Here is a 15,535-nt window from a genome sequence, read left to right as displayed (position 1 = left end):
ACCCTCTCGTCGTCCTATCCGACGAACCCCGTTGCCCTCGCTCGCGAGGGCTTTTTTATGGGCGTAAAAAAGGCCGCAAATGCGGCCCTTAGAGTGGCTTATGCTACTGAACAATCAGTAGGTCACCTTCGGCTCCTGCTTTTTCGCCAGCGCGTCCAGCAGGCGATCGTGAATGCCGCCAAAACCGCCGTTGCTCATCACCAGAATGTGGTCGCCCGGCTGTGCGGTTTTCACCACCATGTCCACCAGCGTGTCGAGATCCGCGCTCCAGTGCGCCGGCTGCACACAGGCATCAGCCACTTCCGCTACCTGCCATGGAATGTGATGCGGCTGGAACAGGAACACTTCGTCGGCGCGGCCGAGCGAAGGCGCCAGATCGTTTTTGCTGATGCCCATTTTCATGGTGTTGGATCGCGGTTCCAGCACCGCCAGAATGCGCGCCGTGCCGCCGACCTTGCCGCGCAACGCGGCCAGGGTGGCCAGGATCGCGGTCGGGTGGTGCGCGAAGTCGTCGTAAACCGTGACGCCGTTGGCTTCGCCACGCAGCTCCAGGCGGCGGCGGGCGTTGATGAAATCGCCCAACGCGCGGCAGGCGTCCGCCGGCTGCACGCCAACGTGGCGAGTCGCGGCGATGGCCATCAGGCCGTTATGCATGTTGTGCTCGCCCACCAGCGCCCAGTTCACTTCGCCGACCTGCTCGCCGTCGAGGAACACCGCGTAATGACTGGCGTCCGGCGTCAGCTTCTGCGCACGCCAGGTCCCCTCTTCGCCCACCAGCTCCTGTTCGCTCCAGCAGCCCATCGCCATCACCTGCTTCAGGTGGCTGTCGTTGTCCGGCAGGATGATCTTGCCTTTGCCCGGCACCAGGCGCACCAAGTGGTGGAACTGTTTCTGGATGGCTTTCAGATCGTCGAAGATATCGGCGTGGTCGAACTCCAGGTTGTTCATGATCAGCGTGCGCGGGCTGTAGTGCACGAACTTGGAGCGCTTGTCGAAGAACGCGCAGTCATACTCGTCGGCCTCGATCACGAAGAACGGGCTGCCGCCGAGGCGCGCCGAGACGTCGAAGTTGCCCGGCACGCCGCCGATGACGAAGCCCGGCTGGTAGCCGCAGGCTTCGAGGATCCAGGTCGCCATGCCGGCGGTGGTAGTTTTACCGTGGGTGCCGGCGACCGCCAGTACCCAGCGATCGCGCAACACGGCGTCGTGCAGCCACTGCGGGCCGGAAACGTAAGGGATGCCACGCTCCAGCACCGCCTCCACGCACGGGTTGCCGCGCGTCATGGCGTTGCCGATGATCACCAGATCCGGCGCCGGATCCAACTGGGCTGGATCATAACCCTGAATAAGATCGATCCCCTGGTTCTCCAGCAGCGTGCTCATCGGCGGATAGACGTTGGCGTCCGAACCGGTGACGTCATGCCCCAGTGAACGCGCCAGCATCGCCAGCCCGCCCATAAAGGTGCCACAGATCCCAAGAATGTGAATGCGCATAGGTTTCTCATGTGAGTGCATCGAATGTCGGCATATTCTAACGCTCAGAATCGTCCAGAAGAAATGGATTTGCCTATGAATGGCGCGCATCTTTGGGCTACACTGCTCGCGAAAACGTTGGCGGTTTGTTAACAGGCCGCTATCCATCCGTAGATTCAGGGATTGTGTCATGAAAACGTTAGGCGAATTTATCGTCGAGAAACAGCACGACTTCTCGCACGCCACCGGCGAGCTGACCGCGTTACTTTCTGCCATTAAACTGGGCGCCAAAATCATCCACCGCGACATCAACAAGGCTGGCCTGGTTGATATTCTGGGGACCAGCGGGGTGTCCAACGTACAGGGCGAAGTTCAGATGAAACTGGACCTGTACGCGAACGAAAAACTGAAAGCGGCGTTGAAAGCGCGTGGTGAAGTTGCGGGTATCGCTTCCGAAGAAGAAGATGAAATCGTGATATTCGACGGCGAGCGTGCTGAAAATGCCAAGTATGTCGTATTGATGGATCCGTTGGACGGTTCGTCCAACATCGATGTCAACGTCTCGGTCGGTACGATTTTCTCTATCTACCGTCGCATCACGCCGGTCGGCACGCCGGTGACCGAAGAAGACTTCCTGCAGCCGGGCAGCGCCCAGGTCGCAGCGGGTTATGTGGTTTACGGTTCGTCCACCATGCTGGTGTACACCACCGGTTACGGCGTCCACGCCTTTACTTACGACCCGTCTCTGGGCGTATTCTGCCTCTCCCACGAGAAAGTACGCTTCCCGGCGAGCGGCAACATGTATTCCATCAACGAAGGCAACTACATCAAGTTCCCTCTCGGCGTGAAGAAATACATCAAGTACTGCCAAGAGCAGGATGAAGCGACGCAGCGCCCTTACACCTCGCGCTACATCGGTTCTCTGGTGGCGGACTTCCACCGCAACCTGCTGAAAGGCGGCATCTACATCTACCCAAGCACCGCCAGCCATCCGCAAGGCAAGCTGCGCCTGCTGTACGAATGCAACCCGATGGCGTTCCTGGCCGAACAGGCCGGCGGTAAAGCCAGCGACGGCAAAAACCGCATTCTGGACATCACGCCGGTGAAACTGCACCAGCGCGCGCCATTCTTCGTCGGCACCAAGTCGATGGTAGAAGACGCAGAACGCTTCATCGCCGAAAACCCGGACGAGTAACGTGTTTCTGGCAAGGGTTCGGCACCGCGCCGAACCCTTATCGCCTTACAGCTTGAACGCCGCCATGCTCTGCGCCAGCAGCTGAGCCTGATCTTCCAGCGAGCGCGTTGCCGCCGCAGACTCTTCCACCAGCGCCGCATTCTGCTGCGCCACCTGATCCATCTGCGCCACCGCCAGGTTTACCTGTTCGATACCGCTGCTTTGTTCGCGCGTCGCCGCCGAGATCTCACGCATCAACGCCGTCACCCGGCCCACTTCACCGGTGATGCCGCTCATGGTCTGCGCGGCCGACTCCACCATCTGTTCGCCTTCCTGCACCCGGTTCTGCGACGCTTCAATCAGCCCTTTAATCTCTTTCGCCGACTGGGCGCTACGCTGCGCCAGACTGCGCACTTCACCGGCCACCACCGCGAAACCGCGGCCTTGCTCGCCGGCACGCGCCGCTTCCACCGCCGCGTTCAGCGCCAGGATATTGGTCTGGAAGGCGATGCCGTCCATCACGCTGATGATGTCGGCGATGCGGCGCGAACTGTCGGTGATCGCCTGCATCTTGCTCATCACCTGGCTGACCACGTCACTGCCCTGGTTGGCGATATCGGACACGCTCAGCGCCAGTTGGTTGGCCTGCTCGCAGTTCTCGGCGTTCATTTTCACCGTCGAAGTCAGCTGTTCCATGCTGGCGGCGGTCTCTTCCAGCGAAGCGGCCGACTCTTCGGTACGCTGCGCCAGATGCAGGTTACCGGCCGCCAGTTCGCGTGAACCGGTATCGATCTGGCTGCTGGCATCGCGCACTTTGCTGACCGAACTGGCCAACGCCTGCTGCATACGCTGCATCGCCCGCACCAGGCGGCCCATCTCGGTATCACCCTCACCGCGGATCTCATGGGTCAGATCGCCGCCGGCGATGTGTTCCAACTGCGCGATGGACTCGTCCAACGGGCGCAAAATGATCACGCGCAGCGCGAACCAGGCCAGCACCGCCAGCAGCACGCTGAGCAGGCCCGCCACCACGATCAACGAGATCTTGGTGCTGGCGTTGTTTTCCGCGTCATACACCTGCTTTTCGCCGAGCTTCATGGCAAAGCTGCGGAAATCGCTGAGATCCTTTTCAAACGCGATGCTCAGCGCAGAGATGCGGGTCTCCTGAATATGGTAATACTCATCGATTTTGCCGGCCTTGATGGCGGCAGCCATCGGCTTCACGCCCTGCTCGAGGTAGGCGCGATAGCTGTTTTGCAGACGATTGGAGAGTTCGCGGCCACGATCGGTCACGGTGCCAACGCCGACAAAGCGCGCCATTTCCTTGTTTGACTGATCGAGGTAACCGTAGATGCGGCCCACGGTGGCGTCGGACACATCGATCTGGCCGATCTCCCGTTGGCGCACCGCCAACGAAGCGGCGGTTCGGGCGCGCAGCGTCAGGTTGGAGCTGTTGGCCAGCGAGCCCAGCTCTTCACCGAGGATCTGGTTCAAGGTATGGATCGAGCGCGATCCTTCGTTAATCGCGTTGACGCCAATAACGCTGACCATGATCAGCAACATGGTCATCAGGCTCAGCAGGGCGATCAGCCCAGCCTTCACCGTAATCTTTTTTAGCATGAGTTCTTCCCGGCTTCAGAAATTGTGAGATCAGACGTAGTAGGGGTGGCAAAACGCGGAGCCAGCTTTGCTGGCTCATTATTGTTTGTTGAAGTTATCGGCAGGCGAAGGCAAAACTTCATGCCGCGGCGGGATTAATCTGGAAATTATCCCTGCGCCGGCACACTGGGTTTTCGACGATGAAAAGGGCAGGAAATCGCAAAAGAGTCCGCTATAATAGCCGCCACTCCATTTCTGGTTTGATGATTAAAGGAAACCGACATGAGCTTGAATCTGGTCCCTGCTGGCAAAGACCTGCCGGAAGACATCTACGTAGTAATCGAAATCCCGGCCAACGCCGATCCAATCAAATACGAAATCGACAAAGAAACCGGCGCGCTGTTCGTTGACCGTTTCATGTCCACCGCGATGTTCTACCCGTGCAACTACGGCTACATCAACCACACCCTGTCTCTGGACGGTGACCCGGTTGACGTGCTGGTCCCAACCCCATACCCGCTGCAGCCGGGCTCCGTGATCCGCTGCCGTCCGGTTGGCGTACTGAAGATGACCGACGAAGCCGGTGAAGACGCCAAGCTGGTTGCGGTACCACACAGCAAGCTGACCAAAGAGTACGATCACGTGAAAGACGTGAACGACCTGCCGGAACTGCTGAAAGCCCAGATCGCTCACTTCTTCGAGCACTACAAAGATCTGGAAAAAGGCAAATGGGTGAAAGTGGAAGGCTGGGCAGACGCTGCCGCGGCTAAAGCGGAAATCATCGCCTCCTTCGAACGCGCTGCCAAGAAGTAATTCCAGCCGCCGTCCGATGAAAAAACACCGCTCATTGAGCGGTGTTTTTTTTCTTACTGTTCTTCGAGACGCTTCAGCCAGTCACCGCTGGTAATTCGCGGGTAACCGTCCACGCTGTGTTTGTACAGGTAGATCCACGCACTCCCATAAGGCGTCTGAATCAGCTCGCGCTTATAGTCCTTGGTGTTGCTTTTCAGTTCGTCCAGCTCTGCCAGAATCGATGAGTTAATACGATACACCTCGCAATGTATCGTGCCCTCTCCAGGGATCGCCGCCGGGTAATGGCCCAGATTATAAATCTGATAGCCTTCGAGCTCGTGCTCGCCGAGCCATTGGGCGTTGGTCATCCAATGGCTGTTTCCCTGTTTGCGCCGTAAACTGCCGTAGACAATTATTCGCATCGCTAAAACTCAAACTGATAGAGCAAATCTAATGCCTGGTCGAGACCAGACACCGCTTCAAGATACAACTTAGGCATCAGGCGATAACGCAACGTCAGCGTGGCCAGCGAGTCGAAAATGCCCACCCCATATTTTACTTGTAAGCCTGGGAGGACATAGCCGCTCACGACAACCTGGGAATTGTCGCCAACCCCTTGAGTGTCCAGAGCCAAATTACTCACGCCGAATGCCTCGCCGATTTTACCCACAAGTTGACCACTTTGTGCAACCCCCATGCCGATTAACATCGACGTCATGGCGTTGCCGTCGGCGCCGGAGCTGCTCAAGCCCTGGCCGCGCAGCAGATAAGACAAGGCTTCCTGTTGCGATTTGGCCGGATCGGAGAACACTTCCAGCTTCGGTGCATCCGCCAGGCCGGTCACGCGCACGCCAGCAGTCACGTCGTCCTCGGTGGATTCCGGGTTGCGGATCGCTTCGATATTGAGCAGCGGCTGATCCGGCGGGCCGGAGAACATCAGCTGCCCTTTACGCACGATCAAATCCTGACCATAAGCATGGAAGCGACCGGAAGGGATGTCAATCTGGCCGTTGAGGCCCAGCCCTTTCTTGTCCTGCACCACCTTCAGATCGCCCTTCAAGCGGGCTTTCAGGCCGAAGGCGTCCAGCCGCACGTCGTTGCCGACGTGGATCATCAGGTTGCTGTTGATCGGGATCGAGGCGGTCTTCGGCTGAATCGGCTTCAGCTGATCGTCCAGCATCACCTCGTCGGAAGAGACGCCCACCGCGCTTTCCGGCAGCTCCTGCACCGTAATGCGCGCCCAAGGGATATCGACCTTGCCGTTGAGCGAGAACAGCTGCGGCGTGGCTTCGAACACCAGATCCGGCGACACGTCGATGCGGATCATCGGCGGCACCGTCACCCGCAGCTTGTCGCCCTTGGCGGCAATGCGCGCACGCCAGGCGTTGATGTCACGCCAGTCTGCATCGCCCGCCAGATTCAGCTGGCCGCGGGTGGTGCTGAGCAGCCCCTCCAGCGTCGAGGTCATGCCATTGAAATTCACCGCCAGCCGCGCGTCGGTCATATCGAACGGCATCCAGTGCCCCTGCACCTTCGCCCGATCCAACGCCAGACGCCCGAACACCAGCGGCTTCTGCGCGCTGCCGCCCAGACGCAGGTTGGCGTTCAGCATGCCCGCTGCACTTTCGCCCTTCATCAGCGCCGGGTTGATCAGCGCCAGCGAGATGTTGGTGATATTGACGTTGCCGCTGATGGTGCGCCGCACCTGCGGATCCACCACCTGGATATTGCCGTCAAACTGGCCGTTGTTGGTCAGTTTGATCCGCCAGTCGGCCTGCGCGCGGCCGTTGTTCAGGCCGGCGTTGAGGGTCAGCGTATCGAAAGCGATAGGCAGCGCGTTGCCCTGCACCTGCTGTACCACCTTGACGCCGTTGCCGGCCAGCGTGACTTTCGCCTCCGGCAGCGCGCCGCCTGGTTTCCAGCTGACGTCGGCCCGGCCGGTGAACACGCCGCTCAGGGCGGTTTCCGGGCCGAGAAACGGCTTGATCATCGCCAGGTCGAACCGATTGAGCACCACGCTAGCCTGGCCGCTCTGGCCGGCTTCAATGGTCTTCGGCACGCACAGCTCGGCGTTCGGGTTCTGCCAACAGTGCGGCCCGATGCTGATTTTCTGCGCGGTGTTCAGGTAATCCAGCGCGATGGCGCGCGTCAGGCGCCACTCCCCTACCGGCGTATCGAAGCGGGTATTGTTCAAATTGCCGCGCCAGCGCTGCTGCTGACGATCGAAGCTGCCCTGCAGCGCCAGCTGGCCGGAGACCGGTTTGCCGTCAATCTTCAACTGCAGCTGATGCTGCTTCTCGCTGCCTTTGGCGTCGAGGGTCAGCAGGCTGACTTCCAGCGCGTCCTGCTTCAGCTGCTCGACGCGTACCGCCAACTGCCCCTGGACCTGATCCGTGGAGCGCACGTCGCCGTCTATTTTCACGCGGTTGATGCGCAGCGCCTGCCACTGCAAGCCGGAGGCGGTCAAATCCGCCAGCAGCTGCGGCGCCTGCAGATTGCCGCGCAGTTTCAACAGCCCTTTGGCGGTGCCGCCCAGGCCCGGCAGCGCGCCGTCCAGACGCGGCGCGTCGATGTTGGCGTCCAGGTTCCAGCTTTTCTCATCCAGCTGCCCTTTGACGTTCAGCTGGTTGCGCCCCAGCGTCAGATCGATGCCGGGGATTTTCCACTGCCCGGCGGCGTTGCCGCTCAGCGTACCGCGCGCCGTGACCTTGTTCTGCTTCACGTTGCCGTCCAGCTGCAGCACCGGCACCTGCAGCTGCCAGCTGCCGCCGTGCAGGCTGCCGCGCGTGGTGATCTTGCCATCCAGCTTCGCCGGCCATTCCGGCCACTGCTTGGCGGTATTGATGCCGCTCAGCGTCAATTGCGAGTTCCAGCTGATGGCCTTGCTCCAGTCCACCAGCGCAGTGAGATCGGTATTGCCCTGCAGCGCCGCCAGCCGCAGGCGCTCCAGCTTGAACTGCTCAACGTTGCCTTTGCCGTCCAGCGTCAGCACCGCCGGCGGCAGATCCTGGCCTTTCAGATTGGCGCGTGTCGACAGCGCATAGTCGGTCGCCTTGCCGTTAAAGCGCAGGCGAAAATCGTTGACCTGGTACTGCGCCTCGCCGCTCAGCGGCCATTTCAGCTGTTTGCTCTGCAACGTCAGCGCCAGCGGCAGGCCGGCTTCGGCCAGCCGGGTTTGCACATCGAGCTGGGCGCCGACCGGGCCGGACAGGTTCAGCGCGACCTTCAGCTCATCACGCAACCCGCCACCGATGTTCAGCTTCACCTTCTCGCCCTTCAGCGGTTCGATGTTCAGCGCGCTGTTGGCGGTCAGGGCCACCGGCCAGTCGCCGGTCAGGGTCGCCTGCCCCTGCACCGACAGCGTGCCCTGCGGCGACTTCACGTCGAAGTTGTCCAGTTGGATATGCTGATCCTGCGTGCTGGCCTGCAGCAACAGACTCGTGATCAGCACGTCGGTATCGCCGGTCAAGCGCAGCTGTTCGCCGCTGATCTCTTTGACGGTGATATCCAGCGGCAGGCGGATGTCCGGCAGATCCGGCAACAGCGGTTTGGCGAACAGTTCCTTCAGCGTTTCGCCGAGCGGCTTCTCTTCCGGCTGCGGCGCCGGTTTCGCCGCGTCGGTAACCTGCTCACCGACCTTTTTCGCTACCTCAACCGCCGGTTGCACCGCTTCCGGCAACGGATTTTGCGGCGTTTTCGGCAAGGCGATCAGCAACGAGCCGATCTTGGTTGGCATCAGCGTCAGCGCGCGCTCTTGCCACTGTGCGCCGGTGCGGAACTCGGCCAGAGAAATGGCGGTGTCGTCGACGGTGACCTTGATGTTGTTCAGCGCCAACAGGCGCAGGGTGATCGGATAAGGGGTGCTGAGATTGGTGGTCGGCTCACTGCTCTCCTCCACCGGCGTGGAGGGCGCCATCTCTTTGGTGTTCACCGCCACGTCCACGTCCTGAGCGGTCAAGGCGTTGACGCACAGCGAGCTGCGTTTAAAGCAGGAGAGATCGAGGGACAGATGGAATTGCCCAGCGTTGACCGTCACGCCCGGCATCTGATACTTCACGCCCTTCAGCGTCAGATCGCGCCAGCCGCCGCTGACGCCGGCGATCTCCAGCCCCGGCACCCAGCGCGCCGCGCCGTTGATGACCATATGCAAACCGGTGGTAGTGCCCACCAGAAAGGCCAGCCCGCCGATCAGCAACAGCAGGACGACCAGAAATCCGAGACAAATCTTTTTAACCAGGCTCATAGTTCAGGCCCCAAACCGATGTAGAACTGCATCCCGTGAGTGTCCTTGTCTCCCACGGGCGCGGCGATATCCAACTTCACCGGCCCCACCGGCGACTGCCAGCGCACGCCGACACCGGCGCCGGTCTTGAAGTTGCTTTTCTTGATATCGTTCACCGCTTCACCGGAATCGACGAACATTGCCCCCCACCATTTGCCGGTCACGTTGTATTGATACTCCAGCGAGCCGGTCAGCATCTTGGAGGCGCCGGTCAGCTTGCCATCGTCGCCGCGCGGCGAAATGTCTTTGTACTTGTAGCCGCGAATGCTGCGGTCACCGCCGGCGAAGAAGCGCAAATCCGGCGGCACCTTGTCGAAGTCGTTGGTTTCTATCCATCCCACCTGCCCGCGCGCCACGAAACGATGCTTGTCGGCAAGCGTGCGGATCCAGACGTTTTGCGCCTGCATCAGCGCGAAGTCCACGCCGGAGCCCCAGGTGGTGTCGGACACGTCGATGGAGTAGCGTTGGCTGTCGCCCCAGGTCGGCATCAGGCCACCGCGTGAACGGGTGCGGTTGAAGCTGACGCCAGGGTACAACAGCATGGTAGTGTTGCTGACGTTGCCCTGGGTAAAGTTATCCCAGCGCCAGGTCAGGTTGATCGCCCGCTGCCAGCCGCTGGAGAGATCCCAGTTGCGCGAGGCCACCACTTTGGAGGTCACGGATTTGGTGTCGTTAAGATCGACGTTCTTGAGCCCGCCCTGCAGCAGGTAATACTGCTCCAGCGGATTCTTCAGCAGCGGGATCTTATAGGTCAGATCCAGTTGCTGCTCCGGCGCCGACACGCTGGCGCTGGTTTCCAGGCTGTGGCCGCGATCGTTGAGCCAGGGCTTTTTCCAGGTGCCTTTCACCCGCGGGCCGACGTCGGTGGAGTAACCGATACCGGTTTCGATGGTATTGCGCGTACGCGGCGTTACCAGCGCGTCCAACGGCAAAATCTTGTTCTCTTTGGCATCGTTGAAATCAGGGGACACCACCACCGAGTTGAACCAGTTGGTAGCGGACAAACGGCGGTTCAGCTCGGCCAAATCCTCCGAACTGTAGTAATCCCCCTGATGAAAGGGCACCAGATTTTGCAGATAGTCTTCGCGGATTTGCGAACCGGTGAATTTCACCTTGCCGAAGCGGTAACGTTCGCCGCTGTTGAAATCGATGTCCCAAAACGCCTTGTGCAGATCTTCGGCCACGCCGAGCTGGCTTTTGGTCATGTCGGCGTCGAAATAGCCTTTGCGCAGCGCCAGGCCGGTGAGCGAGCCTTTGAAACTGTCATACTTGCCGTGGTTGAGGATCTCGCCGATGGTCGGCCGCCCCTTCTTTACCAGCGTCAGGTAGTCTTCATCGGTCTTCGCGCCGCCCTCCAGCACGATATTGGCGCCGGCGATACGCACCGGCTCGCCCGGATTGACCTTGGCATGCAGCACCGGGCGCGACATTCCCGGTCGGTCGTCCAGCGTAAACTCGATGGTCGGCTGGTAATAGCCGAGCGCGCGCAGCCCCTGGCGCACCGCCTCATCCACCCGCGCGCGGAAGCGGCCGTCGGTGCCGACCTCTTCAGGCGTGATCGACGACAGCCGCACTCGGACGTTTTTTTCCAACTCTCCGCTTAACCCCTCCACCTGCAGCCGCACGTTCGCCGCATAGGCCGCAGGTGCCGCAAGCAACACAGATATCAAGCACATGACCGGGTACTTTGGCACGTGTTCTCCTTATTGATTTTACTTTCCTGTTATGGTGTTTGCTCCGGGGCCAGGGCAGACTCCGCGCTATCATGACGGCAGCCCTCTTCAACCTTATTCCGGACGCCACCCGCCGCGCTTTGCCACCGCCGCGCAACAGGCGAATTCTTCACTTTTGGCGCTCAAAATACTGCGTTAAGCTTATACAAAATCCAACTTGCCACTTATTGTGGGCAAAGACGCGGTGAGATACAACCGAACCGCCGCCATGTAGGGTCAATTCTTACTGTGACAACAGGAGTCAACCGTGGTGCCATTTTTTGATAAATCACAAACCGTCGATAAGGCAAGCGCGCTGCCTGGCCGCACCACGCCAATGCCTGTCGCAACGCTCAACGTGGTCACCGAACACTCGATGACCCAGGTGCCGGCAGGCATGGAAGTGGCGATCTTCGCCATGGGCTGTTTCTGGGGCGTCGAGCGTCTGTTCTGGCAGCAGCCGGGCGTCTACAGCACCGCCGCCGGCTACAGCGGCGGCTATACGCCGAACCCGACCTACCGCGAAGTGTGCAGCGGCCAGACCGGCCACGCCGAAGTGGTGCGCGTGGTGTTCGATCCGCAGGTCGTCAGCTACAAACAGCTGCTGCAGGTATTCTGGGAAAATCACGATCCGGCGCAGGGCATGCGCCAGGGCGGCGACGTCGGCACTCAGTACCGCTCGGCGATTTATACGCTGAGCCCAGAGCAGCAGGCCGAGGCGGAAAGCAGCCTGCAACGCTTCCAGCAGGCGATGGACGCGGCGGGCGACAAGCGCGTCATCACCACCGAGATCGCGCCGGCGCTGCCGTTCTATTATGCGGAAGACGATCATCAGCAGTACCTGTTCAAAAACCCGGAAGGTTACTGCGGGCTGGGCGGCATCGGCGTTTGCCTGCCGCCGCAGGGCTGATTTGATGCCGGCCGGCGGCACTTTTTTAACCGCTGGCGGCCCCTGTGGGGCAACTGCTATACTATGCGGGCCGCTTCTGCGGCCCGATAGCTTCCCTTCTGGTTGTTATCGCTGCTTTTTTTACTATGTACTACCCTTCCTCAAGAGCGCCGTCATCCCGTCGGCACGTATGGATAGATTATGTTAAACAGTATTTTACTGATTCTTTTTCTGATCGCGGTGAGTGCGTTCTTCTCACTGTCGGAAATCTCTCTGGCCGCCTCGCGCAAGATCAAACTGAAGCTGATGGCCGACGAAGGTAACGTCAACGCCGCCAGAGTGCTCAAGCTGCAAGAAACCCCAGGCATCTTCTTCACCGTGGTGCAGATCGGCCTGAACGCCGTGGCCATCCTCGGCGGTATCGTCGGCGACGCGGCTTTCTCTCCCACCTTCAAGGTGTTGTTCGATCGCTTCCTGTCGCCTGAACTGGCAGAACAGGTCAGCTTCATCTGCTCCTTCGTGCTGGTGACCAGCCTGTTTATCCTGTTCGCCGATTTGACCCCGAAGCGCATCGGTATGATTGCACCAGAGACGGTCGCCGTCCGGATCATCAACCCGATGCGTTTCTCCATCATGATCTTCCGCCCGCTGGTGTGGTTCTTCAACGGCATGGCCAACCTGATCTTCCGCATGTTCAAGCTGCCGATGGTGCGTAAGGACGATATCACCTCCGATGACATCTACGCGGTGGTGGAAGCCGGCGCCCTGGCGGGCGTGCTGCGCAAGCAGGAGCACGAGCTGATTGAAAACGTGTTCGAGCTGGAATCGCGCACCGTGCCGTCTTCGATGACCTCACGCGAAAGCGTGGTGTACTTCGATCTGCGCGAAAGCGAAGAGAGCATCAAGGAGAAGGTCTCGACCCATCCGCACTCCAAGTTCCTGGTGTGCGACGGCCATATCGATCAGGTGGTGGGTTACGTCGATTCCAAAGACCTGCTGAACCGCGTGCTGGGCAACCAGAGCCTGGTGCTGAGCAGCGGCGTGCAGATCCGCTCGGCGCTGATCGTGCCGGATACGCTGACGCTGTCCGAAGCGCTGGAAAGCTTCAAAACCGCCGGCGAAGACTTCGCGGTGATCCTCAATGAATATGCGTTGGTGGTGGGCATCATCACCCTTAACGACGTGATGACCACGCTGATGGGCGATCTGGTCGGCCAGGGCCAGGAAGAACAGATCGTGGCGCGCGACGAAAGCTCATGGTTGATTGAAGGCGGCACGCCGATCGACGACGTGATGCGCGTGCTGGACATCGACGAATTCCCGCAGGCGGGCAACTACGAGACCATCGGCGGCTTTATGATGTATATGCTGCGCAAGATCCCGAAACGCACCGACTTCGTCAAATACGCCGGCTACAAGTTCGAGGTGGTGGATATCGACAGCTACAAGATAGACCAGCTGCTGGTCACCCGGCTGAGCGACAAACCGGCGGCGGTGCTGCCGAAAGCGCCAGACGACACCCCGGCGGCCTGACGGCGCGAAGGACAGAAACATCAGCGGCCCCATCGGGGCCGCATTTTTTTACCGCTGTCAGCGAGGTGTTCACCCCATCTCGGTCTGCAACAGCAGCACCTGACGGTTCACTTCAGACATCACGCTGAAATGGCGCTTGTCGCGAATCTTCGGCGGCAGGATTTTCCCTTCGTCGAATTCAAATGCGCCTACGTCCTTGATATACAGCCTTCCGCGAAACAGGGTCTTGACGTACTTTGCCACTTTCAAAGGGTTATAACGCTGGAAGATTCTCATTCTTTTACGCTCCTCCCGTTGATCCATGCGCTCAGCGAGCCGCCAAAGGTGGCAGCCTCGAAATTCAGAACGCAACTTGATTGCATGTAGTAGACCCAGTAAAGACCAGAACGTTCACTTCTGCCTGGTTATCTACGCTGGATTTACACTTTTTGACAGAATTGTATATGATAATTTATAACGTTTTCAGGATATCCCTTCAAAATCTGATGATTAGCGAACCAAGGGAAAATCTGCGATCCGGTTAACAGGACAGACCTCTTATCACATCCTATGCTTTAGGCTGTCGAAGTGCTGTCGCACAAATTCCCCCCATTACAAGGAGAAAGCATGAAAACAAGTCGCATGCTGATGGTATCCCTGCTGCTCGCCCCGCTTTTCGCTTCCGCGCACAACTTCCAGCTCCAGCAGCGCGTAGCGCCGGTTGGCGTCAGCGACAAAGGAGAGCTCAACTACGCTGACGGTAATTTTAGCTACCAAAACTGGAACAGCGCGCAGCTCAGTGGAAAAGTGCGAGTGATACAACATATTGCCGGCCGCAGCTCCGCCAAAGACATGAACGACCCACTGATTGAAGCGATCAAGAAAGCGAAGCTACCACACGATCGTTACCAAACGACGACAATCGTCAACACCGACGATGCCCTGATGGGCACCGCGATGTTCGTGCGCAGCAGCATTGAAGACAGCAAGAAGGAGTTCCCGTGGTCGCAGTTTATCGTCGACAGCGACGGTAACGTGCGCAAGGCCTGGGATTTGCAGCCGAAAGGCTCAGCCATCGTGGTGCTGGATAAGCAAGGGCGCATTCAGTTTGCTAAAGACGGCGCGCTGACGCCGGAAGAGGTGCAGCAGGTGATATCCAAACTGCACCAGCTGTTGGCGAACTAACTCAGAACAGCGACACCCGGAAGCCGGGGTTGAGGAAAGATTCACGCGGGGTATAGAGCAACGGCTTGCCCTGCCAATCGTGAATTTGCGCCCCGGCAGCCACCGCCACCGCATGCCCTGCGGCGGTATCCCAAATGTTGGTCGGCCCAAAGCGCGGATAAAGCTGCGCCTTGCCTTCCGCCACCAGGCAAAACTTCAGCGAGGAACCGACGGACACGGTCTGGTGCTCGCCCAGTTGCTGAAGGTAATCTTTCAGTTCGTCGTCGATATGCGAGCGGCTCACCACCACCAGCGGCGGATGCGCGTTGCTGACGCCGATCGCCTGCCGCACGCCCTTCTCTTCTTTCCAGGCCTTGCCGCGCTCCGCCAGATACAACACGCCGATCGCCGGGGCATACACCACGCCCATCACCGCCTGCCCGTCTTCAATCAGGGCGATATTGACCGTGAACTCGCCGTTGCGGTGCAAAAACTCTTTGGTGCCGTCCAACGGATCGACCAACCAGTAGCGCGTCCAGTTGCGGCGCTCTTCCCACGCCGGCGGATCCTCTTCCGACAGCAGCGGCACCTCCGGCGTCAGGGCCGCCAGGCCGCGCTTGATGATGTGATGCGCCGCCAGATCGGCCGCCGTCACCGGTGAGTCATCTTTTTTCTGTGCGACATCAAGCGGTTGTTCACCGTCGTACACCGCCATGATCGCCGCCCCCGCCTCGCGGGACAGTTGGCAAATTCGCTCTAACATCATGCACCTCAACTCTGCATCTCCGTGGGAAATTTCCCTCTGTCTCTGCTAGCAGACTAGTTTTTTTTACGCCGAATATCCATCTCAACCGGCTAAGCCACGGGAAATCCTCAGATCTTGTTGGGCACAACTGTGAACTTCCCCGCGTTACCTGCTCCCGTTTTCTGCCACACTT

The 15,535-nt window shown here is 59.6% G+C and carries 12 protein-coding genes; 5 read left to right on the top strand and 7 right to left on the bottom strand.

Translation table 11 applies throughout. The features are described from left to right. Window positions 1-114: 114 nt before the first annotated feature. Complete coding sequence (mpl, locus tag ACSJLU_RS02090; RefSeq protein ID WP_033636810.1) at window positions 115-1,494, bottom strand: UDP-N-acetylmuramate:L-alanyl-gamma-D-glutamyl-meso-diaminopimelate ligase; 1,380 nt, start codon at window positions 1,492-1,494, stop codon at window positions 115-117. 169 nt (window positions 1,495-1,663) lie between these two features. Between mpl and fbp the strand changes: the two genes are divergently transcribed. Beyond that, window positions 1,664-2,668, top strand: coding sequence for a class 1 fructose-bisphosphatase (gene fbp, locus ACSJLU_RS02085; RefSeq protein WP_004933587.1), 1,005 nt, complete (start codon window positions 1,664-1,666; stop codon window positions 2,666-2,668). Window positions 2,669-2,713: 45 nt separating this feature from the next. Here fbp and ACSJLU_RS02080 read toward each other — a convergent pair whose 3' ends face one another. Further along, window positions 2,714-4,267, bottom strand: coding sequence for a methyl-accepting chemotaxis protein (locus tag ACSJLU_RS02080; RefSeq protein WP_025305040.1), 1,554 nt, complete (start codon window positions 4,265-4,267; stop codon window positions 2,714-2,716). Between the two features lie 261 nt (window positions 4,268-4,528). Between ACSJLU_RS02080 and ppa the strand changes: the two genes are divergently transcribed. Further along, window positions 4,529-5,059, top strand: a complete 531-nt coding sequence (gene ppa / locus ACSJLU_RS02075; RefSeq protein ID WP_004933594.1) for an inorganic diphosphatase — start codon at window positions 4,529-4,531, stop codon at window positions 5,057-5,059. Between the two features lie 53 nt (window positions 5,060-5,112). Here ppa and ACSJLU_RS02070 read toward each other — a convergent pair whose 3' ends face one another. The 3 genes from ACSJLU_RS02070 to tamA are packed head-to-tail and all read right to left on the bottom strand — an operon-like array spanning window position 5,113 to window position 10,996. Continuing rightward, entirely contained in the window at window positions 5,113-5,460 is a 348-nt protein-coding gene (locus ACSJLU_RS02070) for a gamma-glutamylcyclotransferase family protein (RefSeq protein ID WP_025159589.1), read from the bottom strand. A gap of 2 nt (window positions 5,461-5,462) precedes the next feature. After that, window positions 5,463-9,281: an autotransporter assembly complex protein TamB gene (gene tamB / locus ACSJLU_RS02065; protein WP_127146738.1), complete on the bottom strand. Its 3,819-nt coding sequence runs from the start codon at window positions 9,279-9,281 to the stop codon at window positions 5,463-5,465. After that, window positions 9,278-10,996, bottom strand: a complete 1,719-nt coding sequence (gene tamA, locus ACSJLU_RS02060) for an autotransporter assembly complex protein TamA (RefSeq protein WP_169540592.1) — start codon at window positions 10,994-10,996, stop codon at window positions 9,278-9,280. The genes tamB and tamA overlap by 4 nt, the downstream gene beginning before the upstream one ends. 304 nt (window positions 10,997-11,300) lie before the next feature. On the opposite strand from tamA, the gene msrA reads away from it, so the two are divergent. Together msrA and ACSJLU_RS02050 are read left to right on the top strand one after the other, a co-directional pair. After that, window positions 11,301-11,942, top strand: a complete 642-nt coding sequence (msrA, locus tag ACSJLU_RS02055; protein ID WP_043139288.1) for a peptide-methionine (S)-S-oxide reductase MsrA — start codon at window positions 11,301-11,303, stop codon at window positions 11,940-11,942. A gap of 180 nt (window positions 11,943-12,122) precedes the next feature. Next, window positions 12,123-13,454, top strand: coding sequence for a hemolysin family protein (locus ACSJLU_RS02050; RefSeq protein WP_004933603.1), 1,332 nt, complete (start codon window positions 12,123-12,125; stop codon window positions 13,452-13,454). Window positions 13,455-13,523: 69 nt separating this feature from the next. Here the strand turns inward: ACSJLU_RS02050 and ACSJLU_RS02045 are convergent, their stop codons facing one another. Next, window positions 13,524-13,730, bottom strand: coding sequence for a DUF1107 domain-containing protein (locus ACSJLU_RS02045; protein ID WP_004933604.1), 207 nt, complete (start codon window positions 13,728-13,730; stop codon window positions 13,524-13,526). A gap of 330 nt (window positions 13,731-14,060) precedes the next feature. Between ACSJLU_RS02045 and ACSJLU_RS02040 the strand changes: the two genes are divergently transcribed. Then, window positions 14,061-14,618, top strand: coding sequence for a YtfJ family protein (locus tag ACSJLU_RS02040; protein ID WP_025305036.1), 558 nt, complete (start codon window positions 14,061-14,063; stop codon window positions 14,616-14,618). Window position 14,619: 1 nt separating this feature from the next. Here the strand turns inward: ACSJLU_RS02040 and cysQ are convergent, their stop codons facing one another. Further along, complete coding sequence (gene cysQ, locus ACSJLU_RS02035) at window positions 14,620-15,360, bottom strand: 3'(2'),5'-bisphosphate nucleotidase CysQ (protein WP_380827561.1); 741 nt, start codon at window positions 15,358-15,360, stop codon at window positions 14,620-14,622. Between the last annotated feature and the right edge of the window lie 175 nt (window positions 15,361-15,535).

This window comes from Serratia bockelmannii, assembly GCF_051803255.1.
Lineage (GTDB): Bacteria > Pseudomonadota > Gammaproteobacteria > Enterobacterales > Enterobacteriaceae > Serratia > Serratia bockelmannii.
The sequence above is the reverse complement of the archived record's forward strand: the minus strand, read 5'-3'. Positions and strand labels throughout refer to the sequence as shown.

Coding starts and splice junctions, on each gene's coding strand:
- mpl (WP_033636810.1), bottom strand. CDS start 1,494: ATGCGCATTCACATTCTTGGGATCTGTGGCACCTTTATGGGCGGGCTG.
- fbp (WP_004933587.1), top strand. CDS start 1,664: ATGAAAACGTTAGGCGAATTTATCGTCGAGAAACAGCACGACTTCTCG.
- ACSJLU_RS02080 (WP_025305040.1), bottom strand. CDS start 4,267: ATGCTAAAAAAGATTACGGTGAAGGCTGGGCTGATCGCCCTGCTGAGC.
- ppa (WP_004933594.1), top strand. CDS start 4,529: ATGAGCTTGAATCTGGTCCCTGCTGGCAAAGACCTGCCGGAAGACATC.
- ACSJLU_RS02070 (WP_025159589.1), bottom strand. CDS start 5,460: ATGCGAATAATTGTCTACGGCAGTTTACGGCGCAAACAGGGAAACAGC.
- tamB (WP_127146738.1), bottom strand. CDS start 9,281: ATGAGCCTGGTTAAAAAGATTTGTCTCGGATTTCTGGTCGTCCTGCTG.
- tamA (WP_169540592.1), bottom strand. CDS start 10,996: ATGTGCTTGATATCTGTGTTGCTTGCGGCACCTGCGGCCTATGCGGCG.
- ACSJLU_RS02050 (WP_004933603.1), top strand. CDS start 12,123: ATGTTAAACAGTATTTTACTGATTCTTTTTCTGATCGCGGTGAGTGCG.
- ACSJLU_RS02045 (WP_004933604.1), bottom strand. CDS start 13,730: ATGAGAATCTTCCAGCGTTATAACCCTTTGAAAGTGGCAAAGTACGTC.
- ACSJLU_RS02040 (WP_025305036.1), top strand. CDS start 14,061: ATGAAAACAAGTCGCATGCTGATGGTATCCCTGCTGCTCGCCCCGCTT.
- cysQ (WP_380827561.1), bottom strand. CDS start 15,360: ATGTTAGAGCGAATTTGCCAACTGTCCCGCGAGGCGGGGGCGGCGATC.